Raw genomic sequence first — 22,151 nt, 5'->3', positions numbered from 1 at the left:
GGCTTATTCTCCCACCATCTCAGTATTTGCCGCTCCCGGCGGCACCATCGGATACACTTTTTGTTCAGGGTCGATACGCACGTGGATCAGCGCCGGGCCGGGGCGAGAAATCGCGTCCTGCAGCGCCGCGTGGGCATCCTCTTCGGCGTTCAGATCGCAGGTGTGCAGGCCAAAGCCGGCGGCAATCTGCATGAAGTTAATCATCCCCGGGTAGGTCGCGGCAAACACGCCCTGCTTGTAGAACAGGCTCTGCTGCTGGTGCACCAGCCCCAGCGCCTCGTTGTTCATCAGGATGATTTTCACGTCTAACTGGTTTTCGGCCGCGGTCGCCATTTCCTGAATGTTCATCATCAGGCTGCCGTCGCCGGAGAAGCAGATGACCTTGCGGTCCGGGTTGGCGAGCGCCGCACCCACAGCTGCGGGCAGACCAAAGCCCATGGTTCCCAGACCGCCGGAGGTCAGCCACTGGCGCGGACGGTTCAGCGGGTAGGCCTGGGCGGTCCACATCTGATGCTGGCCGACGTCGGTGGTGATAATTGCGCTGTCGTCCACGCAGGCTGCCACGGCGTTGATCAGTCCGTAGTGGCTCAGCGGGTCGCCTTCGGTTGGGATGGCGCCCGGGAACTCGCGCTGCAGATCGGCCACCAGCTGGCGCCAGTCGGCGCGGTCGGCTGCGTCCGTCTGCGGGATCAGCTGCGCCAGAACCTCGGCCACGTCGCCCTGAATCGCCACGTGCGGCTGCTTGATTTTACCCAGCTCGGCGCGGTCGATATCCACGTGAATGATTTTGGCGTTCGGGCAGAACTGCTCGGTTTTGCCGATCGCCCGGTCATCAAAACGCGCGCCCATAACAATCAGCAAATCAGCCTCTTGCAGGATGTAGTTGGTGCTGCGCGCGCCGTGCATGCCCAGCATGCCGAGAGAGAGCGGGTGCGCTTTAGGCAACATTCCCAGCGCCATCAGGGTCATGGTGGTCGGCAGGTTGGCTTTCTCTGCAAACTGGCGGATTTCATCCGCAGCGTTGATGGCCCCACCGCCCAGATAGAGCACCGGGCGTTTGGCGGCGTTAATCATGGCGGCGGCGTCGCGCACGCTCTCAGCGCTGAATTCCGGCGCGGGGGCACGCTCGCCCGGCTCCGGCAGGACGTCGATCTCGATCTCAGCGGTCTGGACATCCTTAGGAATGTCTATCCACACCGGGCCCGGGCGGCCGGACTGCGCAATGCGGAACGCATCGCTGATAACCTGAGGAAGCTCGCTGATGTCGCGAACTAAATAGTTATGTTTGGTGATGGGGATAGAGATGCCGTAGGTGTCCACTTCCTGGAACGCATCGGTGCCGATCATTGAGGACGGTACCTGGCCGGTAATGCAGATCAGCGGAATGGAGTCGAGGCGCGCGTCGGCGATGGCGGTCACCAGGTTGGTTGCGCCAGGGCCGCTGCAGGCCATACAGACCGCCGGTTTGCCCTGCGTACGCGCCATGCCCTGAGCAATAAAGCCTGCCCCCTGCTCGTGGCGCGCCAGCACGTGGCGGATCTGCGTGCTTTGGCTTAACGCATCGTACAGCGGCAGTACCGTGCCGCCCGGGATGCCCGCAACCGTGGTGATGCCCTGCCGTTCCAGCAGATGAACGATCAGCTGCGCGCCAGTAAAACGCGTCGTGGTGGATGTTGTGCCCGAACTTGCCATGCTCCAGTCCTTTTCTTCTGGGCCGACGTTCCGGGGAGGGTCTTAAACGAAAAACCCCGCCCGGTTTGCGCCGGCGGGGTTTTGGATTCGTGTGTTGATCCAGTCCCTACGGCGCATTGCCGACGACCACCACCACACGCACGACGACCACTGCGGCTGGTTGCGCAGTTTTTAGTAGGGTCGAAGTGAAGATGGATGAAGTCATTGGGGACCTGTGTTTGGAATCATTGATGGAATTTATACAAACACAGGTTTTCGGGCGTGACAATGGAAATATTTTCATCTGCGCAAAAATGCGCCAGGGATCACGTTTCAGTAAGTTGCTCGCTCATTCCAGGAGTCACTATAGATGACATTGCCGTCGCAATGCTTCCAGGTGATTTTCTCGTAGCGGATGAGAACCGTCTCAAGGTGTGTTCCGGTGTTTGCGCCTGGGTACAGGTCTGGTGTGATTGAGGTGATTTTCACATTCTCGAGGAGGATATTAAAATATTCCTGTTCTAAACCCGCCTCATTAATCTGGTACATCTTAATGGTGGCTGACTGGAGCGTTCTTCCTGTACTCAGCGCCCGAAATAAAATCGGGGTTACACGATCAAATTCCTTCTGAAACATGACGGGCATGTGTATGCGCGTCCCCGTCAATTTTCCGGTATTCCCGTCGACTGGAATGTTAACATTATGAGTGAACGATTTGAGTTCAATTGCACCTTCACGCCCTGACACAAGGCAAGGTCCAACCATGGGAGAACCATTTTCATCTGTTAGAAACAAATAAGCTGGGTTTGACATATAAAATCCTTTTTATAAAATTTAATCGTACTTATCAAAGCGGCCGAAAATTATCGGATGCACAATAATAAATACAACAATAGAAATGAATGTTAGTAATACCCAGTGGTCAGGCATCAACCACAGGAACAAAGAGGCGCACGCAAAAATATAAACGGGGAATAAAACATCCGAAAACAGAATTGATAGCAGACTCTTAAACATGCTCCTTGTCCTTTAAGTCGTCATAAATTGCATCGAAATCCTTATAGAATCCCATTTGCACCTTCTTAATGAGTTCAGACAGGAAAGGCTCAAAAAAGTAGTAAAGCATCTCCAGTTGTGCGGCATACAGGGTCGCGTAATACCTCGGGTCCAACGTTTTCAGGCGACGGGCAGCAAAAGCGCACTTCTGTTCCGTTCCAATCAATTGAAGCGCCATGACAACGTTAGGTACGCGGCGTGCAAGCCGTTCGACGACGATTTCAGAGAGCAGGCCAGATTCGGAAAGGGATTTGGCCAGCCCCAATGCTATCGCTAAACGCGCGGCCTTGTTTGTTGGTATGTTTTTAACAAGCCCGGTGACTTTTGAATCCATCTTACGAACGCGATTTTGTTCATTTCCATTTTCAGAATCGGTAATAACACGTTCAAAATAAAGATAGAGCATGTGTTCTATTACATCGCGATAACGGTAAAGCGAGAGAATTGAGAGATACATCCTCTTTTCTTCTGAGAGAAGCTCATCACACACATCGTGATAGCTGGGGATTAAGCATGATGAGTACCAGCTTACACGCTCGATTCCTGAGTAAATATCAGAACCGATCCCCTTTAATGCTCTCCATGTCCCTGCAACGCCTTGCTGTCCATAAATAGCCAACTGCCTGTCACTCTGGAACTTCATCTTTAAATAATCAGATGCTTGCATAATGTATCCATACAATATTTGCGACTCCTGGAATATACATTGGAAAGCGCTGAGTTTCAAACAAGTGAAATTATTTCAACTAAACATTCACGTAAAAAATAAGTTGGCTCACTTTTATTTATTAGTGTTATACGCGAAGTAATTAAATTACTTGAGAGGTATTAGTAAGTTATATTAGTTTACATATTAAGTGGTGTTATCTTACAAAATGAATCTAATACCTCTCCATTAAACAGAGCGGCTTAAGCAATCCGGCTAGCCCACATCGAAGCCAAACAGCAGAACCCTCGCTCATCCAGCAGTTTTTTATGAGGCACATCAGAAAACAAAAAACCCCGCCGGAGCGAGGTTTTTATCAGGGTTTTGCGGTTGGTCGCCGCAGAACACACTGTGTTACGTCAACGCAAAAAGTATACGCGATCGAAGACGAACGCGCAATTCAGGCACGGATTTTGACGTTTTTGAGTATGGATCGCCTTCCTGATTTTGTCCAAAAAATACTGTTCATACATACAGTATTTATCTATACTGAGGGTGTTCGCAGTGAGCGAGGGGGCCGCAGTTTTACCGGCGCAACGAAGTCCTGGCTGAAACGGGTGGTGCCGTCAGTGCCTTAACCCCTGAAGTGAGCACACTGTGTTACGTCAATCCAGGTGCTGGCAACAGGCGGCGGAAAGGTACGCCAGCATCGTGCTCCTTTTAACCAAAAGGAGACGCGTATGAGCGTAGTGGATATGGTGATACTTATCCTCAAACTCATTGTTGCAGTACTGCAACTGCTTGATGCTGTCCTGAAATTCCTTCGGTAATTCAGGTTCAAGTCGCACCTGAGAGGGGCGGGCAACCGCCCCTCTTTAATAACGAGGGAATGCTATGTCGCGTCTGTTAATTGAGCCCGTCACACCGGATGAACCGGGGTATATCGCCCTGAAGGCTGAAAGTATCGCACTGAATTTCAACATGCTGCGCAGGCTGGAAGAGAACTGGCAGCGCGGCGAGAACCGCTTTAACGCGCCGGGAGAAAAGCTGCTGGGCGCGTTTCTTAACGGCAAGCTGGTCGGCGTATGCGGCCTCAACCGCGATCCGTTCAGCCAGCAGCCGCGCGCCGGACGTATTCGCCATCTCTACGTCAGCGAGAAGTGCCGCGGGCTGGGCATTGGCAAACAGCTTTTAACCGTGGTGATGGCCGATGCCAGCATCTGGTTTGATTTTCTGAATACCCACGCGCCGGACAGTGCCTACGGGTTTTATAATCGGGCGGGTTTTACGCTGGTCTCGGACGAACCGCGGGTGACGCACCGCCTTTTTTGTGCCGTGTAACCGGCTGGCAGCATCAGGGTGTGAATGTTACAGTTGAGTGACAATTCATCACCCGATACGCCATGACCACCACCGTTTTCTGCATTTTGCTCTTCGCCGCGCTGCTGCATGCCAGCTGGAACGCCATCGTTAAGGCCGGAACGGACAAGCTCTATTCCGCGATAAGCGTCAGCGGATCCGCCACGCTTATCGCTCTGGTCTTACTGCCGTTTTCCCCACAGCCATCTGCTGCAAGCTGGCCGTTTTTGATCGTCTCCTGCGCCTTACAGGTGGTGTACACCGTGCTGGTAGCGAAGACCTATCAGGTCTCCGATATGAGCCAGACCTATCCCCTGATGCGCGGCACCGCCCCGCTGCTGGTGGCGCTGATCGGCGTGCTGGCGCTCGGCGATCGTCTCTCCTGGCTCGCCTGGTCCGGCATCGGGGTAATTTGCCTTTCGATTCTGGCGATGGCGATGCATGGCCGCATGCAGTCACGCAAAGGGATCTGGCTGGCGCTGCTGAACGCCTGCTTCATTGCCGGGTATACGCTGGTGGACGGCACCGGCGTGCGGCTGTCGGACACCGCGCTGGGCTACACGCTGTGGACCTTCTTTATGAACGGCTTCTGCCTGCTGGGCTGGGCGATGGTGGCGCGTCGGCGCGAGGCGTCCGGCTACCTGCGCCTGCACTGGAAAAAGGGGTTACTCGGCGGGGTGGGCACCATGGGCTCTTACGGTCTGGCGCTTTGGGCCATGACGCAGGCACCGCTGGCGGTGGTCGCGGCGCTGCGTGAAACCTCGATTCTTTTCGGGGCGCTGATCGCGTTTGTCCTTTTAAAAGAGAAGGTTGCGGGCCTGCGCATCGCGGCGGCGCTGGGTATTGCTGGCGGCGCCATTCTGCTGCGCCTGGCGTAAATCACTGGCAACATTAGTTGCCGTTCTTGTTTACAAATCCTGCCTTTCCCGGTTTTTTCATTCACCACGACAATGCTTAAATTGTCATCTCTCTGTGGTAGATTCCTCGCGCATTTACGGGAATGCGCAGTCACTTATTCTTCATTTTTCTCTTTTGGCAAAAGTATTCAGCGACATGAAAAAACAAAGGAACGTTAACTTATTGTTGATGCTGGTGTTACTGGTGGCCGTCGGTCAGATGGCGCAAACCATCTACATTCCGGCGATTGCCGACATGGCAAAGGAATTGAACGTCCGCGAGGGCGCGGTGCAGAGCGTGATGGCAGCCTACCTGCTGACCTATGGCGTTTCGCAGCTCTTCTACGGCCCGCTGTCTGACCGCGTCGGGCGTCGCCCGGTGATCCTGGTGGGCATGAGCATTTTCATGGTGGCGACGGTGATTGCCATTACCACGCACAGCCTGACCGTACTGATTGCCGCCAGCGCCCTGCAGGGCGTCGGGACCGGCGTCGGTGGGGTGATGGCGCGAACCTTACCGCGCGATATGTATCAGGGCACCCAGCTCCGTCATGCCAACAGCTTGTTGAATATGGGTATTCTGGTCAGCCCGCTTCTCGCCCCGCTGATTGGCGGCCTGCTGGACACGATGTGGTCCTGGCGCGCCTGCTACGCCTTCCTGCTGGTGCTGTGCGTCATTGTCACCTTCAGCATGGCGCGCTGGATGCCGGAAACGCGCCCGCAGGACGCGCCGCGCACGAAGCTTATCACCAGCTATAAAACGCTGTTCGGCAACGGGTCGTTTACCTGCTACCTGCTGATGCTGATCGGCGGCCTGGCGGGCATTGCGGTGTTTGAAGCCTGTTCCGGCGTGCTGCTGGGCGCGGGGCTGGGCCTGAGCAGCATGGTGGTGAGTATTCTGTTTATTCTGCCGATCCCGGCGGCGTTCTTCGGCGCGTGGTTTGCCGGACGCCCAAATAAACGCTTCTCCACCCTGATGTGGCAGTCGGTGATCAGCTGTCTGCTGGCGGGTCTGATGATGTGGATACCGGGGCTGTTTGGCGTGATGACGGTCTGGACGCTGCTCATCCCGGCAGCGCTGTTCTTCTTCGGCGCGGGGATGCTGTTCCCGCTGGCGACCAGCGGCGCGATGGAGCCGTTCCCGTTTCTCGCAGGCACGGCTGGCGCGCTGGTGGGCGGTTTGCAGAATATCGGCTCCGGCGCGCTGGCCTGGCTCTCGGCGATGATGCCGCAGACCGGGCAGGCTAGTTTGGGCCTGCTGATGACGCTGATGGGGCTGCTGATTTTACTGTGCTGGCTGCCGCTGGCGTCGCGTGTTCCGCATCACGAGCAGCCGGTTTAACCGCATGATGGCCCGGCTTCTCGCCGGGCTTTTCACAAACGGGCGCAATCATCGCCTGCAACAACGGCTCCGGCGCGGGCCGCCAGGCCCCCTCTTCCCCGTCGTAAAACTGGAAATCCGCGTTCAGCGCATACGGGATTTTCGCCTTTTGCAGCTCGCAGGCCATAAAGGTGGAGAACGCCATTTGCGAAGCGGTTGGCGTAAGGTGGTTTGACTCTCCCACTCCCCAGCCCCCGACCCAGCTCACGTGCCCGGTTTTTTGCTGCCAGCGCAGGGCGGTAGTGATGCGATTATGGATTGCCGCTTTCTCCGACGCCGTGCCGGACGTCCACGGGTATTTACCGCTATTTTTCAGCGGCCCCCACGGGAAAATATGCCACTCCGCCAGCAGGTAGTTTTGGCTGTGCGCGGGCAGCTTCAGGCTGGATAAATCCTCCGGCGCGGCGCGCAGGCGTGGCGCAATAAAGATCATGCGCTGCGGGTCCATGTCGTGGATCGCTTTAATGGTTTTTTCATACACGCGGTTTAGCGACACGAGGTTGTGGTTAAGCTTGTCGGCGGGCTCATAAATGAGATCAAAACCCAGCAGCGGATAGCTCTGACCGAAATAGTGCGCCACGGCAATCCACCAGTTAATCGTCTCTTTCTCGTTATCGGCTTTCGGGTCGTTTTTATATTCATCAGCCTGATAAGCGATAATCGGGATCACGCCATACTGTTCGCAGGCTTCCACCAGCTTGCGCAGGTGAATTAGCCGCGCTTCCGTCGGCTCATCGGCGACGCGAATGCGCACGTGGGTAATGCCTTTTGCACGAAAATCGCGCACCACCAGCGGGTCGAATTCGCGTATGCCGCGCTCGGTGCGCGCCCAGTCCACATCCATCCCGACGCCCAGCTGTTGCGCATAACGGGCAGCCGTCAGCGGCGGCTCAGCGGCAATCGCCCAGCCGGAAGAGATCAGTAATGCACAGGCAATAAAAGGCTTTAACACGGTTTACCCTGGATAAATCGAAAGCATTACCTGTATTTAGCACGCTTTTTCACATTTCGTGTAGAGCGAAAGCGTAATAATTCTTCAACCTGCCAGTTCTCTCAGCCAGCCGATAAAGGCGTCTATTTTCGGCCACTGTCGGCCAGAGAGCGTCGAGATATAGTAGTGCTGATGGCATTTCAGGGTCTTTTCACCAAACGGGGCGATAAGCTCGCCCCGTTCGAGCCGTTTCTGCACCAGCCGCTTTCTGCCCATCGCGACGCCGACGTGGTTGATGGCCGCAATAATCGCTAAATCGGAACGATCGAAACCAATGCCCGACGATGGCGGCATATTCACCGCAAAGTGTTGCGCCCAGCTCAGCCACTCATCCGTACCGGAATCATTGCTCCAGGCCTGACGATCGTGCAGCAGCGTGCAGTGGCTGAGGTTATCGGGGTTTTTCAGCAGTTCATGCTCGCGGGCATACTGCGGCGAGCAGACGGGCAAAATCTCCTCGTCCATCAGGAAGTGATGAGAAAGGTGGTTTGGCGGCGTATCGTCGAAATAGAGCGCCAGATCGACGCCCGTTCGCTGCATATTAACGTAATCATTGCCGGTCAGGATGGTGAGTGAAATCGACGGATAGCGGCGGGTAAAGTCCCCCAGCATGGGCACCAGCCAGCACTGAGCGATCGACGGCCGGGAGTAGACCGTCAGCGTGCCGGACAGCGCCTGGTTTTTGATGTCCAGGATCTCCTGATTCAGGGTGTCGAGGGACGACTTAAGCGTCCAGTAAACGCGCTTTCCCTCCTGCGTCAGCTCAACTTTACGGTGCGAGCGGACAAACAGCTGAATACCCAGCTCCTCTTCCAGCAGGTTGATGCGGTGGCTCACCGCGCTTGGGCTGAGCGACAGCTCCTCCGCCGCCAGGGCGAAAGACTCATGCCGGGCGGCCACTTCAAAGGTGTACATTTTCGACAGCTGCCAGCCGTTTAACAGGCGGTTTCTGGCTTCATTCGCATCGGTCATCACAATTCTCACGCGGGATTTCTGCGCTCAGCATACCGCTCAAGGGTGAATTTATGTGAACCTAATACGAATTAAGTGCGCTTTTTAGAGCGCAGTCACTCATTTGATCCAATCTGGCTCACCTGAACGCCAATTTATATCGTTTGTCAGCCCACGCCGTTTTTTCGTCCAATACCCACAGATGACATAAGGGTGAGGTGAGATATGGGATCTCAGGTCTGGGTTGTGGCAACGCTGCTGGTCAGCATTGTGTTGATTGTTTTAACCATCGTTAAGCTGAAGTTTCACCCGTTCCTCGCGCTGCTGCTGGCGAGCTTTTTCGTCGGCACGATGATGGGGATGAGCCCGCTGGATATGGTGAACGCCATTGAGAGCGGAATTGGCGGTACGCTGGGCTTCCTGGCGGCGGTGATTGGTCTGGGCACCATTCTCGGCAAGATGATGGAAGTCTCCGGCGCGGCCGAGCGCATCGGGATCGCACTGCAGCGCTGCCGCTGGCTATCCGCAGACGTGATTATGGTGCTGGTGGGTCTTATCTGCGGGATCACGCTGTTCGTGGAAGTGGGTGTGGTACTGCTGATCCCGCTGGCGTTTTCCATCGCCAAAAAGACCAACACGTCGCTGCTCAAGCTGGCCATTCCGCTCTGTACCGCGCTGATGGCGGTGCACTGCGTGGTGCCGCCGCATCCGGCCGCGCTGTTTGTGACCAATAAATTAGGCGCGGACGTCGGAACGGTCATTGTCTACGGTTTGATGGTAGGCCTGATGGCCTCGCTGGTCGGCGGCCCGCTGTTCCTGAAACTGCTCGGCAACCGTCTGCCGTTTAAACCGGTTCCGGCGGAATTTTCAGACCTGAAGGTGCGGGAAGAGCACACCCTGCCGTCGCTGGGCGCCACGCTGTTCACGGTGCTGCTGCCGATTGCCCTGATGCTGGTGAAAACCATTGCCGAGCTGAATATGGCAAAAGAAGGCACGCTGTATACGCTGCTGGAGTTTATCGGCAACCCGATCACCGCCATGTTTATCGCCGTGTTTGTCGCCTACTACCTGCTGGGGATACGCCAGCATATGGGCATGGGCACGATGCTGACGCACACCGAGCACGGCTTCGGCTCTATCGCCAACATTTTGCTGATTATCGGCGCGGGCGGCGCGTTTAACGCCATCCTGAAAACCAGCGGACTGGCGGACTCGCTGGCGCATATTCTCTCGAACCTGCACATGCACCCTATCCTGCTCGCCTGGCTGGTGGCGCTAGTGCTGCATGCCGCCGTCGGCTCCGCGACGGTGGCGATGATGGGCGCGACGGCGATAGTCGCGCCGATGCTGCCGCTCTATCCGAACGTGAGCCCGGAGATCATCACCATTGCCATCGGTTCCGGCGCCATTGGCTGCACGATCGTGACCGATTCCCTCTTCTGGCTGGTGAAGCAATACTGCGGCGCGACCCTGAATGAGACCTTCAAATACTATACGACGGCGACGTTTATCGCCTCGGTGCTTGCACTTGGCGGCACATTCCTGCTTTCCTTCATTATCTGAGCGCGAAGAGACGTATTATGGAAAACGCAACTATCACTACTTTAACCGCACAGTTTCCTCTGGTTGAGGATCTGATCGCACTGAAAGAAACCACCTGGCTTAACCCGCGCACCACGACGCTTGCAGAAGGGTTGCCGTACGTCGGGCTGACCAAAGCCGACGTGGACGACGCGCACGCGCGCCTCAACCGCTTCGCGCCGTATCTGGCGAAATCCTTCCCGGAAACGGCGGCAACGGGCGGGATTATCGAATCCGAACTGGTCGCGATCCCGGCGATGCAAAAGCGGCTGGAGAGAGAATCTGGTAAGCCTATTCCCGGCACGCTGCTGCTGAAAAAAGACAGCCATCTGCCGATTTCCGGCTCGATTAAAGCGCGCGGCGGCATCTATGAGGTGCTGACCCATGCGGAAAAACTGGCGCTGGAAGCCGGGTTGCTGAGCATCGACGACGACTACAGCATTCTGCTGGAGCCGCGCTTTAAGGACTTCTTCAGCCAGTACAGCATTGCGGTAGGCTCAACCGGCAACCTCGGGATGTCCATCGGCATTATGAGCGCCCGCATCGGCTTTAAGGTGACGGTGCATATGTCCGCCGACGCCCGCGAGTGGAAGAAAGCCAAACTGCGCAGCCACGGCGTCATCGTCGTGGAATATGAGCAGGATTACGGCGTGGCGGTGGAGCAGGGACGAAAAGCGGCGGAAAGCGATCCGAACTGCTTCTTCATTGACGATGAAAATTCACGCACCCTGTTCCTGGGCTATGCGGTGGCGGGCGAGCGCCTGAAGGCGCAGTTTGCCGAACAGGGCCGCGTGGTGGATGCGGAGCATCCGCTGTACGTCTACCTGCCGTGCGGCGTCGGCGGTGGCCCCGGCGGCGTGGCGTTTGGCCTGAAGCTGGCCTTTGGCGATAACGTCCACTGCTTCTTCGCGGAGCCGACGCACTCCCCGTGCATGCTGCTCGGCGTCTACACCGGCCTGCACGATGAGATCGCGGTGCAGGATCTGGGCATTGATAACGTCACGGCGGCGGACGGTCTGGCGGTAGGACGCGCCTCCGGCTTCGTGGGCCGCGCGATGGAGCGCCTGCTCGACGGGTTCTACACCCTTTCCGACCAGAGCATGTATGACATGCTCGGCTGGCTCGCGCAGGAGGAAGGGATCCGCCTGGAGCCGTCGGCGCTGGCGGGCATGGCTGGGCCGGTGCGCGTTCATTCGCATACCAACGTTACCCACCTGGTGTGGGCGACCGGCGGCGGAATGGTGCCGGAAGACGAGATGGCGAAGTATTTAGCAAAAGGCCGTTAATCGTAGGCCCGGTAAGGCGTAGCCGCCACCGGGCTTACAGGCTCAAAATTTGCTGAATATGGGTTACCGCAAACAGCAGCGACAGGGAGAGAACAGCGAGCGCGATCAGGAACTTATCCCGCACCGCTTTCGGCTGCACAAAGTCGTTCTGCGCCACGTCCATCAGGTTACGGCTGCGGGTATAGCGCCATAAAACGATCGCCACCAGCGCCAGCGCAACAATTGAAATCCAGAATGGCACCCCCGTGCGGTGCCAGTTGTGCTTAATCGCCAGGGCAATCAGCGCGCCATACCCCAGCAGCGTACGCAGCCAGGCCAGCGACGTCCGCTCCGGCTGCAGGCCGGGGTCCGCTTCGCGCCGCGCTTTGCGGCTATCCGCCATAGAACACCAGCACCATCACCACGCCCGCCACCGTCAGCAGAATCGTGCTGACGATCAGCAGCCCGCGCGTATAGGGCAGATCCTGCTTCAGGCGCATCGCCTTCTCATTGCGCAGCCAGCGCAGGTAGCCGTAAATCGCCAGCACGCCCGCGCACAGGCACAGCAGCAGCGCCAGCACTTCACGGATCGGCGGCGTGGCGAAATCGGGCGCGAGCTGGTCGAGGCCGACGCCGGCGGCAAGAAAGCCCAGCGCGGTGCGGATCCACGCTAAAAAAGTGCGTTCATTAGCCAAAGAGAAGCGGTAGTCCGGCGCTTCGCCGAGGCGGGAAATTTTCATGAGGGTTCCTTGTCGTGCTCCAGGCAGGCTTCAGCATAGCGTAAATCGACAAGGACAAGGAGACCGGCATCGGGCGATGCCGGTCAGGACGATTAGTGCAGCGCTGGCCAGAAGTCCTTATTGGCCTCGATCAGGTCATCCAGAATCGCTTTCGCGACGGACGCGCTCGGCACGGTTTTCGACAGGGTGATCGCCTGCCAGAGTTTCTGGTACGAGCGCTGCTCCCAGGCATCCACCACCAGTTTTTCCACCGCCACCTGCTGGCTCATCAGCCCTTTCTGGAAGTGTGGAATATCGCCCACCGTAAGCGGCTCTGGGCCGTTATGGCCTACCAGGCACGGGATCTCCACCATCGCGTCGGCATCAAAGTTATGGATGGCCCCGTTGTTTGGCACAATCAGCAGCATCCTCTCCTGAGTGTTGAAGGCAATCGCCGTCGCCAGATCGACGATGTACGACGCATGTTCGTCGATTTCCAGCTCACCGGCGGCGGAGTGACCGGCTTCAATAATTGCCCGGCAGGCGCTGAACACGTGCTTTTCACGGTGATCCATGACCTCATTGGCGCGGGTGCGTTCCGGGTTGGAGTGCGCGACCACGTAGTCCGGGAACAGGTAATACTTCAGGTAGGTGTTTGGCATGGTATCCGGATCAAGCGCCTGTACGTCTCTGGCTTTGGCAAAGGTATCGTTCCAGCTCGCTTCGGTATGCGCATCTTCCGAAGGCGGCACATAGCCGTTTTTCGCCACGTATTCGCGCAGTTTCGGCATCAGATCGTTGCCGTTGAGATCTTCAATCGACGTCCACCAGCCGAAGTGGTTCAGGCCGTAGTAGCGCACGCGCATCTCTTTGCGGTTTTTCAGGCCGACAATCTGCGCCATGCGCCCTTCAATGCCGATCGGCATATCGCAGATGTTGAGGATTTTGGCGTTCGGACGCAGGCGGCGCGTGGCTTCCGCAACAATTGCCGCCGGGTTGGAGTAGTTCAGCATCCACGCGTTCGGGGAGTACTGCTGCATATAATCCACCAGCTCCAGCACGCCGCCGATAGAGCGCATGCCGTAGGAGATGCCGCCCGGCCCGCAGGTTTCCTGGCCCAGCACGCCGTGGCGCAGCGGGATTTTTTCATCTTTTTCACGCATCGGGTATTTGCCCACGCGGATATGCGCCATCACAAAATCCACATCGGTAAACGCCGCTTTAGGGTCGGTGGTGTAGCTGAATTCAATCTCCGGCGCCTGCTCCCTGAGGATGATTTTGCACGCTTCGGCGATGGTTTCCTGACGTGCGCAGTCGTTGTCATAGAACTTCAGCGCGCGCAGCGGGAAACGGTCGCGGTTGGCTAACAGCATCAGGACGATACCAGGCGTAAAGGTGCTGCCGCCGCCTGCAATAACAACTGAGAATTTTTTCATGATATAGCCTCTGTCAGGGTGGTTTGTTCATTCGTTAAAGGGGTTTTCATCAGCGATTCCAGCTGGTCGCGCACCTGAGGAACGTGCAGGCCGACAATCACCTGAATGCCGTTGCCGCGTCGCACCACGCCGTGGGCGCCGAGGGCTTTGAAGACGTCATCGCTTTGGGTTTTCGCCATATCCACCAGCGCAATGCGCAAGCGGGTGGCGCAGTTGTTGATGCTTTCGATGTTGGCCGCGCCGCCGAGCGCCTGCAGGAATCCGGCGGCCTGCCCTACCTGCTGGCTGGCCGCCGCCGGGGCGGTGGTTTGCCCGCGCGCCGCCTTATAGTCGGCCTTGCTGTAAAGTTTGATTTCGCTCTCTTCCCGGCCCGGCGTTTTCAGGTTCAGACGTTCGATCAGCGTTTTGAAGACCACGAAGTAAACCCCGGTGAAGCAGACGCCAATGCCGATCTGGGTGAATACCGTCGAGGCGTGGTTGTGGAACATTGGGATCCAGTTTTGCGGCAGGAACTGGTCCAGCAGGCCGCCGCCCATGTTCCCGACCACGCCAAAGGCGTACATCACCGTTGCCATAGTCGCCGCCAGCACGGCGTGCACGGCAAACAGCAGCGGCGAGATAAACAGGAAGGTGAACTCAAGCGGTTCAGTGATGCCCACCAGCACGGCGGTGAGCGTGGCCGGGACCAGCAGCCCCGCCACCTTGACGCGGTTTTCCGGCGACGCGGTATACCAGATCGCCAGCGCAATCCCGACCGAGCCAAACACTTTTGAGTTGCCGTGCAGCGCGAATCCGCCTTCCGGGAAGAGGGTTTTCAGCGGCAGGGTGCTCTGGCTGAATTCCTGCAGGTGCTGTGCCCAGTAGACCTGAATGCCGCCTTCCACCGCCGCCGGGCCGAAGATGAACGGACCGTAGACGAAGTGGTGCAATCCAGTTGGGATCAGAATGCGTTCCAGGAAGGTATACACCCACACGCCCAGCGCACCGGCGGACCGCAGGAACGCCTGCAGGGACTCGATGCCCATCTGCACTTTCGGCCAGCCCAGCAGCGTCAGCCAGGCGCAGGGGATCATGACGAAGAACGCGAGGATGACGACAAACGAGCTGCCCTGGAAAATCCCCAGAAACACCGGCAGCGGCTTGTCGAAGTAGCGGTTGTGGATGGCGGTGACGATGCCTGAGATCACAATGGCGCCGATGATGCTGGTATCGAGCGTTTTGATGCCGGCAATCATCGCCAGCCCGCTTCCCGCCGTCGGTTCTGCGGAGAAGTCGACGCCGAAGAAGTGGCCCCAGGTCATCCCCATCGCGTTAATAAAGTAGTTCCAGGTCAGGAAGCTAATCAGCACCGCAAGACAGGCGCGGCCCTGCGCCTGCTTCGCCAGGCCAATCGGTAAGCCAACGGCAAAAATCAGCGGCATATTGCGAAACACCGCCCAGCCGCCCTCTTCAATGATATGGACAATCTGCGCGAAAAGATGATCGGGGGCCGTTAAGGCTTCGCCGACAAACAGCGGGTTGCGAAGCATGATGGCGATTCCCACCACGATCCCGGCGAACGGAAACAGCAACACCGGGGTAAACATGGCACCGCCAAAACGTTGTATTTGACTGAGCATTTTTAAATCCTCATGAAACAACCTGTAGGGGTAGAGGCCTTTATGGTTTTTTGCTGGCCTGAGGTGAGCATAAGAAGTTACTGATGCGCGAACATGGCGTGCCGCTGCGATTCGTGATCGCATTCATGGTTTTATTTTGACCAATCAGGTCTACTTTTTGCGGTAAATATGGACATGTCAGAACGCAATCCACGCCCTGATAACGGCAGAGAGGTCTACTGGTGATCTACAAATCTATTGCTGACAGATTGCGGCTGCGGCTGAATTCGTCGGACTACAACGTCGGCAGCCCGCTGCCCGGCGAAAAAGCGCTGGCGCAGGAGTTCGGCGTGGCGCGAATGACCATCCGCAAGGCGCTGGATCTGCTGGTGAGCTGGGGGCTGGTTGAGCGGCGGCACGGCAGCGGAACCTTTGTCTCACGCAAAGACGTTCACCACGAAACCACCAACCTGACCGGGCTGGTGGAGGTGCTGCGTCAACAGGGAAAAGAGGTGCAGAGTAAGGTCTTACAGTTTGAAGTGATGCCCGCCCCGCCCGCCATCGCAAGCCAGCTGCGGATTCAGGTGGATGAGCGGATCTACTTTTCCCGGCGGGTGCGCTACGTGGACGGGAAGCCGCTGATGCTGGAGGACAGCTTTATGCCGGTGAAGCTGTTCCGCAATCTGTCGCTGGCGCATCTTGAGGGGTCTAAGTTTGATTACATCGAGAAGGAGTGCGGGATCACCATCAGCGGCAACTACGAGAGCCTGACGCCGGTGCTGGCAGATAAAACGCTGGCCGGTTATATGAACCTGCCGGAACAGACGCCGCTGCTGCGAATTACCTCTCTCTCCTACAGCGACAGCGGCGAGTTCCTCAATTATTCCGTGATGTTCCGAAATACCAGTGATTACCAGGTGGACTACCATCTGCGGCGCATCCACCCGGATGACCTGCTAGCTCATCCCCCAGAACAGCACCGCCAGTAGCTGCGGTGTGATGATGCGCAGGAACATCACCAGCGGATAGACGGTGGCATAGGAGAGCGCGGCCGCACCGCTGGTGGCGTGCAGGTTGTTGGCAAAAGCCAGCGCGGGCGGATCGGTCATGGAGCCCGCCAGCATCCCGCACAGCGTCAGGTAGTTCATTTTGGCGAACATCCGCGCCAGTATTCCCACCGTCAACAACGGGATCGCCGTGATAAAGATGCCGTATCCGACCCAGCTCATCCCTTCGCCCTTGACCAGGGTATCGACAAAATCACCGCCGGATTTCAGGCCGACCACCGCCAGGAACAGCACGATACCCAGCTCGCGCAGCGCCAGGTTGGCGCTCGGCGGCATAAACCAGTAGAGCTTCCCGATACAGCCGATACGCCCGAGGATCAGCGCCATAATCAGCGGCCCGCCCGCCAGGCCCAGCTTGAGCGCCACCGGGAAGCCCGGCACGTACACAGGAATAGAACCGAGCAGCACGCCAAGCCCAATACCGATAAACACCGGCAGCATCTGCACCTGCTGCAGCTTTTGCTGGGCGTTACCCACCATATCCGCCACGGCGTCGATGGACGACGGGCGCCCGACCAGGTTGAGGATATCCCCGAACTGCAGGCTGGCCTCCGGGCTGGCGACCAGTTCAACACCCGCACGGTTAAGGCGAGAGATCACCACGTCGTAGCGCTCTTTTACCTGCAGATCGCGTATTTTCTTGCCAAGAACGTGTTCGTTAGTCACCACAACGCGTTCCACGCGCATATCGGTGCCGCGGGTTGAGAGCGAGGTATCCACTTCCTGGCCAATCACCAGCCGCGCGTTGTTTAAATCTCCGGGCTGGCCGACCAGATGCAGCAGATCGCCCTGCTGAATGACGGTGCCGGGCGCGGGCACCATCAGCATATCGTCACGCTTGAGGCGGGAGCAGATGATATTGGCGCTGTTGAGGATCGGCACGTCCTGAATCGCCATATTGTTCAGGTTGGGGTTATCGACCCGAATGTTGATGGTTTTAATTGGCATATGGCCGTTGGTGAGCGTGGTTTCGTGGTCCTTTGCCTCTTTGTCGACGTTAATGCGAAACAGGACGCGTACCAGCCACATGGAAAGCAGAATGCCGCAAATCCCAAACGGGTAGGCCATGGCGTAGCTCATCCCCATCTGGTCGACAATGCCGGGTTCAATGCCCAAATCGCGCAGGATTTGCTGCCCGGCACCGAGCGCAGGCGTGTTGGTAACCGCCCCGGAGAAAATGCCCAGCACCACGGGGAGCGGGATATCGAAGATTTTGTGCAGAATTGCGGTGACCAGCCCGCCCATTACCACTATGCCGAGGGCAAACAGGTTGAGCCGTAATCCGGAGACCCGAAGTGAGGCGAAAAAGCCCGGTCCCACCTGAATACCGATGGTATAAACGAAGAGGATCAGGCCGAACTCCTGAGTAAAGTGGAGCATTTCGGCGCTGAGGACCAGCCCGAGCTTGTCGGCGAAGTGCCCGACAAAAATGCCGCCAAACAGTACCCCGCCTATCCCAAACCCGACGCCACGGATTTTGATATTACCTATCCACAGGCCAACAACAGCGACCAGGGCCAACACGCTGACGGTTAACGCGATATCACTCATGACCCACTTCCTTAGCATAACCTTAGTTATGCTAAGGATTCTCTCAGAGCCGGAGGCGGTTGTATGGGTGATGGCGCACAAAAAAGCCCTGCCGGGGCAGGGCTTTATCTTTTCACCCTCTCCTGTAGGGAGAGGGCCGGGGTGATGGCATCAGCCCGCACGCTATTAGCTATTCAACGCAGGCCGCTCGCTAATGGCGATACGCTGCGGCGCGATAGCTTCCGGCACGTTGCGGATCAGGTCGATATGCAGCAGACCGTTGGTAAACGTTGCGCCGGACACTTCCATATGGTCTGCCAGGGTAAAGCTCAGGCTGAACGGCTGATTAACCAGCCCCTGATGCAGCCATTTGGTCTCGGTCTCTTGTTTTTCCGGCGTGCCTTTCACGGTCAGGCGAGTGCCTTCAAGCTGGATGTCCAGATCGTCCTGGCGGAAACCGGCCAGCGCAAGGGTAATGCGATAGTGGTTATCGTCGCTCTTTTCGATGTTGTACGGCGGAAACGTCTGTTGCTCGGTGGTGCTTTGCAGGGCGTTAGCCAGTTTGTCAAAACCAATCCACTGACGCAGCAGAGGGGATAAATCATAGTTACGCATACTAAATCTCCTTCTGAGAAGCGAGTTCGGCACAGTCTAATTTTGTGCACAGTTGTTCCTGCAAATCCTGATGGATTCGCATATGCTCCCGTTACGGCAAGCACGTCTGGATGGGCCGCTTACGCGACCCGCGTAATTAGTTAATTTCGATACGACGCGGTTTTTTCTCTTCCGGAATCACACGTTCCAGTTCGATAAACAGCAGGCCGTTAACCAGGTTCGCGCCTTTAACGTGAATGTTCTCGGCTAACTGGAACTTGCGTTCAAAGTTGCGCTCGGCGATGCCCTGATAAAGATAGGTACGTTCTTTCTGCTCGGCCGTATGGGAACCTTTCACCACCAGCAGGTTGTCCTGCGCGGTGATCTCCAGTTCGTTTTCTGCAAAACCGGCGACGGCAATAGCGATGCGGTAGTGATTTTCGTCAACCAGTTCAACATTGTATGGAGGGTAGCCGTTGCTCTGGCTTTGGTTATTTTCTAAATGGTTAAACAGGCGGTCAAAACCAATTGCAGAACGGTATAGCGGAGAAAGATCGAAGTTACGCATAAATAAAACTCCTGAAATCAGCGAGAAATTGTAGCCTTCCACCATGGACAGGCCTTTGCGCCCCCGAACACCCATCAGGCGAGTTCGTTATCGGGCTACATTCTTAAAATGGGTCTGCAATCGGGCTTTTCAAGAACGACAGCTGCACTTTTTTTTGCACTTTCCTGCATCTCGCATAGACTGGGACAACAGCACAAAGGGTTAAATTGCGATGGCTGCCACAGTGCGGGGTTATAGGGCTATCCATTTTGGATAAGGCTCGCTATAACCCTGAGTTGCAGGTCTATGCAGTGCCATTAACGATGACTGAGTGATGATGAAAAATGTTCTGATAAAGCTGACGACGTTCAGCGGGGTAGTTTTACTTTGCGGGTGTTCGAGCGTGATGTCTCACACCGGCGGTAAAGAAGGAACATATCCGGGGACGCGCGCCAGCGCGGCGATGCTCTCCGATGACGATACAAACTGGGGCACCAAATCCCTGGTTATCCTGGATATGCCGTTTACGGCCGTGGCGGATACGCTTTTGCTGCCGTGGGATATGTTTCGTAAGGATAACTCCGTGCGCTCGCGGGTAGAGAAAAGCGAGCAGGAAAATCTGGCGACAAACGCCGTCATCCCGCCCGCGGACATGCCTCCACGCTAGTACTGCGCGGTTTCCGTTACCCAAAGCTGACGGAAACCGGCTGTCTCCTCCATCCACGCAATAACGCGCCCGTCCGGGGAAAACACGACCGCATCAGCAGACGGTGGGTTGCCATGATCGGACGTCAAAAACGTCACCTCTCCGGTCCGTGCGTCGCAGCAGGCGATCCGATTTTCGAGCACAAACCCCAGACTGTCGCCCTCAGGATGCCAGTTAAATGCTGACTGAATATCGCTCCCGGTACGCGTCAACTGGCGCGGCTCGCCGCCTTCAGCAGAGATCAGCCACAGCTGCACAATGCCGTTATCATCCCGCATCAGAAACGCAATCTGCGTCCCCTGCGGGTTGCTGCGAACCCAGTGACGCGGCACGTTCACCAGGCCCGGGTACGCCCTCTGATGCGTAAAGGTCAAACGACGCTGGTTCACTCCTGCAGGCGGGGCTGGCAGGGTCTCCGTCGTGCCCTGTAGCGGCGCATCGCCCGCACGCTTCCAGCCCTGCTCGTCTTCCGGCAGGTCGACGATAAACAGTTCGGGGACTTTTTCGCCCTGCGCGGAGAGGGTATCGCCGATAAACGCCAGCCTGTCGTTGCCCACCCAGCCCTCTTCGTAAGCGCGGTTGATTTCATCGCTGCCCGGCCGAGGGTTGGGCGTGGTACGGCTAACCAGCACGCTCCAGAAGGTTCCCGAATATTCACGGGGATGGTTCCCCTGCGGATTCACCGGGCCATAAGGCGCAGCCACGCCGACGTTGCGTAAATCGAGTTTAGGATCGCGCTCGTGCAGGACATGGTCGTTATAGGTAAAGCTGACGAGCTGCCCGTTCGGGCTGAAGACATGGACGTGGCTACCCCCGCGCAGCGCGCCTGCGGTGTAAGGCGCGGTGATATCCATCGCGTCCAGGTTGCTCACCTGACCGTTTTGCGCAATCACTCCCTGGCGATGATGAAAATCGTAGCGCCAGTCGGCATCCGGGTTTTTCGGGCCGTGGATAAAGACATATTTCTCTTCTGCAGGATGAACGGTCACCACGCCGACATGCGCGCCGTCAGTCGCGCGATAAACCACCTCTACCTCACCCGTCGCGACATTGACCCGCTCGATGGTTTCACCGGTGAACGACGCACCGGACGGGCGCACGTCGTAGACCAGCCACTGGCTGTCCGGCGTCCAGGTATTGATGTTGGTCAGCTGGTGGTTGCGGGAAGCGAAGGTGATTTGTTTCATGAGGATACCCTGATGCGCAGTTATCGCATCAGGGTATCGCAAGCGGGTTTTTAGTTCAGCACAAACTTCTCAATGGCATAAGCCACGCCGTCTTCGAGGTTGGATTTGGTCACGAAGTTGGCCACCTCTTTCACCGATGGGATCGCGTTATCCATCGCCACGCCCATACCGGCGAATTCAATCATCGCGATGTCATTTTCCTGGTCGCCCAGCGCCATGATCTCGTCCTGTTTAATGCCCAGCGCATCGGCCAGCGATTTGACACCGGTGCCTTTATTGACGCGTTTATCGAGGATTTCGAGGAAGTACGGCGCACTTTTCAGCACGGTGTACTTCTCTTTTACCTCCGCCGGAATGCGCGCAATCGCTTTATCCAGGATCTCCGGCTCGTCGATCATCATCACTTTCAGGAACTGCGTCGCCGGGTCCATTTTCTCCGCTTCACAGAACACCAGCGGAATGGTCGCAACGTAGGATTCATGTACCGTGTAGTAGCTGATATCGCGGTTGGCGGTATAGAGCGTATTGCGATCGAGCGCGTGGAAGTGGGAACCCACTTCACGGGACAGTTTTTCCAGGAACAGATAGTCTTCGTAGCTCAGCGCGGTTTGCGCAACCGTACTGCCATCTGCGGCTTTCTGCACCAGCGCGCCGTTATAGGTGATGCAGTAGTCGCCCGGCTGATTCATGTGCAGCTCTTTCAGGTAGCTGTGTACGCCCGCATACGGACGCCCCGTGGTCAGGACCACATTCACGCCCTTAGCGCGCGCCGCGGCGATCGCGTTTTTAACAGCTGGAGAGATGGTGTGGTCTGGCAGCAGCAGCGTGCCGTCCATGTCGATTGCAATGAGTTTGATAGCCATGAGTTCCCCGGAATAAATGAGTGCTGCCTCATGCTAACGCGATTAAGCACACAAAAATAGAGCTATATTGCGCAACAGGAATGCCCCTTTTACGCTTATTCCGGGGA

The 22,151-nt window shown here is 57.0% G+C and carries 23 protein-coding genes and 1 other annotated feature; of the genes, 8 read left to right on the top strand and 15 right to left on the bottom strand.

Going from position 1 to position 22,151, the window contains the following annotated elements:
- Nucleotides 1-3: 3 nt before the first annotated feature.
- The 4 genes from ilvB to UR289_RS20270 form a co-directional block, all read right to left on the bottom strand.
- Entirely contained in the window at nucleotides 4-1,692 is a 1,689-nt protein-coding gene (ilvB, locus tag UR289_RS20285; protein WP_039260372.1) for an acetolactate synthase large subunit, read from the bottom strand.
- A gap of 106 nt (nucleotides 1,693-1,798) precedes the next feature.
- Nucleotides 1,799-1,897 carry an ilvB operon leader peptide IvbL gene (ivbL, locus tag UR289_RS20280; protein ID WP_057979964.1) on the bottom strand — a complete coding sequence of 33 codons (99 nt, stop codon included), beginning with the start codon at nucleotides 1,895-1,897 and terminating at the stop codon, nucleotides 1,799-1,801.
- Nucleotides 1,898-2,004: 107 nt separating this feature from the next.
- Nucleotides 2,005-2,484 carry an Hcp family type VI secretion system effector gene (locus tag UR289_RS20275; RefSeq protein ID WP_033144336.1) on the bottom strand — a complete coding sequence of 160 codons (480 nt, stop codon included), beginning with the start codon at nucleotides 2,482-2,484 and terminating at the stop codon, nucleotides 2,005-2,007.
- 196 nt (nucleotides 2,485-2,680) lie between these two features.
- Nucleotides 2,681-3,394 carry a hypothetical protein gene (locus tag UR289_RS20270; protein WP_232939021.1) on the bottom strand — a complete coding sequence of 238 codons (714 nt, stop codon included), beginning with the start codon at nucleotides 3,392-3,394 and terminating at the stop codon, nucleotides 2,681-2,683.
- A gap of 719 nt (nucleotides 3,395-4,113) precedes the next feature.
- Between UR289_RS20270 and tisB the strand changes: the two genes are divergently transcribed.
- From tisB to emrD, 4 genes are all read left to right on the top strand, one after another.
- Nucleotides 4,114-4,203: a type I toxin-antitoxin system toxin TisB gene (tisB, locus tag UR289_RS20265; RefSeq protein WP_023309830.1), complete on the top strand. Its 90-nt coding sequence runs from the start codon at nucleotides 4,114-4,116 to the stop codon at nucleotides 4,201-4,203.
- A gap of 64 nt (nucleotides 4,204-4,267) precedes the next feature.
- Nucleotides 4,268-4,714, top strand: coding sequence for a GNAT family N-acetyltransferase (locus UR289_RS20260; RefSeq protein WP_033144339.1), 447 nt, complete (start codon nucleotides 4,268-4,270; stop codon nucleotides 4,712-4,714).
- A 62-nt stretch (nucleotides 4,715-4,776) separates the two neighbouring features.
- Nucleotides 4,777-5,610 carry an EamA family transporter gene (locus tag UR289_RS20255; protein WP_320711429.1) on the top strand — a complete coding sequence of 278 codons (834 nt, stop codon included), beginning with the start codon at nucleotides 4,777-4,779 and terminating at the stop codon, nucleotides 5,608-5,610.
- A 175-nt stretch (nucleotides 5,611-5,785) separates the two neighbouring features.
- Nucleotides 5,786-6,970 carry a multidrug efflux MFS transporter EmrD gene (gene emrD, locus UR289_RS20250; RefSeq protein WP_029741426.1) on the top strand — a complete coding sequence of 395 codons (1,185 nt, stop codon included), beginning with the start codon at nucleotides 5,786-5,788 and terminating at the stop codon, nucleotides 6,968-6,970.
- Here the strand turns inward: emrD and UR289_RS20245 are convergent.
- Both UR289_RS20245 and dsdC read right to left on the bottom strand, forming a co-directional pair.
- The gene (locus UR289_RS20245) at nucleotides 6,873-7,961 is read right to left on the bottom strand and encodes a cellulase family glycosylhydrolase (RefSeq protein WP_320711427.1); all 1,089 of its coding nucleotides are present in this window, start codon (nucleotides 7,959-7,961) and stop codon (nucleotides 6,873-6,875) included. The genes emrD and UR289_RS20245 overlap by 98 nt on opposite strands.
- Nucleotides 7,962-8,045: 84 nt before the next feature.
- Nucleotides 8,046-8,972, bottom strand: coding sequence for a DNA-binding transcriptional regulator DsdC (gene dsdC / locus UR289_RS20240; protein WP_069303447.1), 927 nt, complete (start codon nucleotides 8,970-8,972; stop codon nucleotides 8,046-8,048).
- A 204-nt stretch (nucleotides 8,973-9,176) separates the two neighbouring features.
- On the opposite strand from dsdC, the gene dsdX reads away from it, so the two are divergent.
- Together dsdX and dsdA are read left to right on the top strand one after the other, a co-directional pair.
- A complete protein-coding gene (gene dsdX / locus UR289_RS20235; protein ID WP_320711424.1) occupies nucleotides 9,177-10,514 on the top strand; it encodes a D-serine transporter DsdX in 1,338 nt (445 codons plus the stop codon).
- Between the two features lie 17 nt (nucleotides 10,515-10,531).
- Entirely contained in the window at nucleotides 10,532-11,818 is a 1,287-nt protein-coding gene (gene dsdA / locus UR289_RS20230; protein ID WP_320711422.1) for a D-serine ammonia-lyase, read from the top strand.
- A gap of 34 nt (nucleotides 11,819-11,852) precedes the next feature.
- Here dsdA and UR289_RS20225 read toward each other — a convergent pair whose 3' ends face one another.
- The 4 genes from UR289_RS20225 to UR289_RS20210 all read right to left on the bottom strand — a co-directional run bounded on the left by UR289_RS20225 (nucleotide 11,853) and on the right by UR289_RS20210 (nucleotide 15,571).
- Nucleotides 11,853-12,200 (bottom strand): DUF202 domain-containing protein, encoded by a 348-nt coding sequence (locus UR289_RS20225; protein ID WP_096150940.1) that lies wholly within the window; start codon nucleotides 12,198-12,200, stop codon nucleotides 11,853-11,855.
- A complete protein-coding gene (locus UR289_RS20220; protein ID WP_094935447.1) occupies nucleotides 12,190-12,537 on the bottom strand; it encodes a YidH family protein in 348 nt (115 codons plus the stop codon). Before UR289_RS20220 ends, UR289_RS20225 begins: the two co-directional genes overlap by 11 nt.
- Nucleotides 12,538-12,629: 92 nt before the next feature.
- A complete protein-coding gene (locus tag UR289_RS20215) occupies nucleotides 12,630-13,952 on the bottom strand; it encodes a 6-phospho-alpha-glucosidase (protein ID WP_320711420.1) in 1,323 nt (440 codons plus the stop codon).
- The gene (locus UR289_RS20210; RefSeq protein WP_045888265.1) at nucleotides 13,949-15,571 is read right to left on the bottom strand and encodes an alpha-glucoside-specific PTS transporter subunit IIBC; all 1,623 of its coding nucleotides are present in this window, start codon (nucleotides 15,569-15,571) and stop codon (nucleotides 13,949-13,951) included. Before UR289_RS20210 ends, UR289_RS20215 begins: the two co-directional genes overlap by 4 nt.
- 221 nt (nucleotides 15,572-15,792) lie before the next feature.
- On the opposite strand from UR289_RS20210, the gene UR289_RS20205 reads away from it, so the two are divergent.
- Nucleotides 15,793-16,539 (top strand): GntR family transcriptional regulator, encoded by a 747-nt coding sequence (locus tag UR289_RS20205; RefSeq protein WP_033144348.1) that lies wholly within the window; start codon nucleotides 15,793-15,795, stop codon nucleotides 16,537-16,539.
- On the opposite strand, the gene UR289_RS20200 is transcribed toward UR289_RS20205, so the two are convergent.
- From UR289_RS20200 to ibpA, 3 genes are all read right to left on the bottom strand, one after another.
- Nucleotides 16,507-18,168, bottom strand: coding sequence for a putative transporter (locus tag UR289_RS20200; RefSeq protein WP_032662051.1), 1,662 nt, complete (start codon nucleotides 18,166-18,168; stop codon nucleotides 16,507-16,509). The genes UR289_RS20205 and UR289_RS20200 overlap by 33 nt on opposite strands.
- 165 nt (nucleotides 18,169-18,333) lie before the next feature.
- Nucleotides 18,334-18,762 carry a small heat shock chaperone IbpB gene (ibpB, locus tag UR289_RS20195; protein WP_032662053.1) on the bottom strand — a complete coding sequence of 143 codons (429 nt, stop codon included), beginning with the start codon at nucleotides 18,760-18,762 and terminating at the stop codon, nucleotides 18,334-18,336.
- A gap of 136 nt (nucleotides 18,763-18,898) precedes the next feature.
- Nucleotides 18,899-19,309 (bottom strand): small heat shock chaperone IbpA, encoded by a 411-nt coding sequence (gene ibpA / locus UR289_RS20190; protein ID WP_008500162.1) that lies wholly within the window; start codon nucleotides 19,307-19,309, stop codon nucleotides 18,899-18,901.
- Nucleotides 19,303-19,374 (bottom strand) — a sequence feature (ROSE (Repression Of Heat Shock gene Expression) occurs in the 5'-region of heat shock genes and acts as an RNA thermometer to modulate expression.). (Overlaps the previous gene by 7 nt.)
- A 248-nt stretch (nucleotides 19,375-19,622) precedes the next feature.
- Between ibpA and UR289_RS20185 the strand changes: the two genes are divergently transcribed.
- Nucleotides 19,623-19,955, top strand: a complete 333-nt coding sequence (locus tag UR289_RS20185) for a YceK/YidQ family lipoprotein (RefSeq protein ID WP_039260364.1) — start codon at nucleotides 19,623-19,625, stop codon at nucleotides 19,953-19,955.
- Here the strand turns inward: UR289_RS20185 and UR289_RS20180 are convergent.
- Both UR289_RS20180 and yidA read right to left on the bottom strand, forming a co-directional pair.
- The gene (locus UR289_RS20180) at nucleotides 19,952-21,181 is read right to left on the bottom strand and encodes a DUF3748 domain-containing protein (protein WP_320711416.1); all 1,230 of its coding nucleotides are present in this window, start codon (nucleotides 21,179-21,181) and stop codon (nucleotides 19,952-19,954) included. The two genes, UR289_RS20185 and UR289_RS20180, sit on opposite strands and share 4 nt — an antisense overlap.
- 50 nt (nucleotides 21,182-21,231) lie before the next feature.
- Nucleotides 21,232-22,044, bottom strand: a complete 813-nt coding sequence (gene yidA, locus UR289_RS20175) for a sugar-phosphatase (RefSeq protein WP_094935443.1) — start codon at nucleotides 22,042-22,044, stop codon at nucleotides 21,232-21,234.
- Nucleotides 22,045-22,151 lie beyond the last annotated feature (107 nt).

It is taken from the genome of Enterobacter sp. 302C9 (genome assembly GCF_034106085.1).
Taxonomy (GTDB): Bacteria; Pseudomonadota; Gammaproteobacteria; order Enterobacterales; family Enterobacteriaceae; genus Enterobacter; species Enterobacter asburiae_B.
Note: the sequence above shows the minus strand (reverse complement) of the source record. Positions and strands in the feature narration are given on the sequence as shown.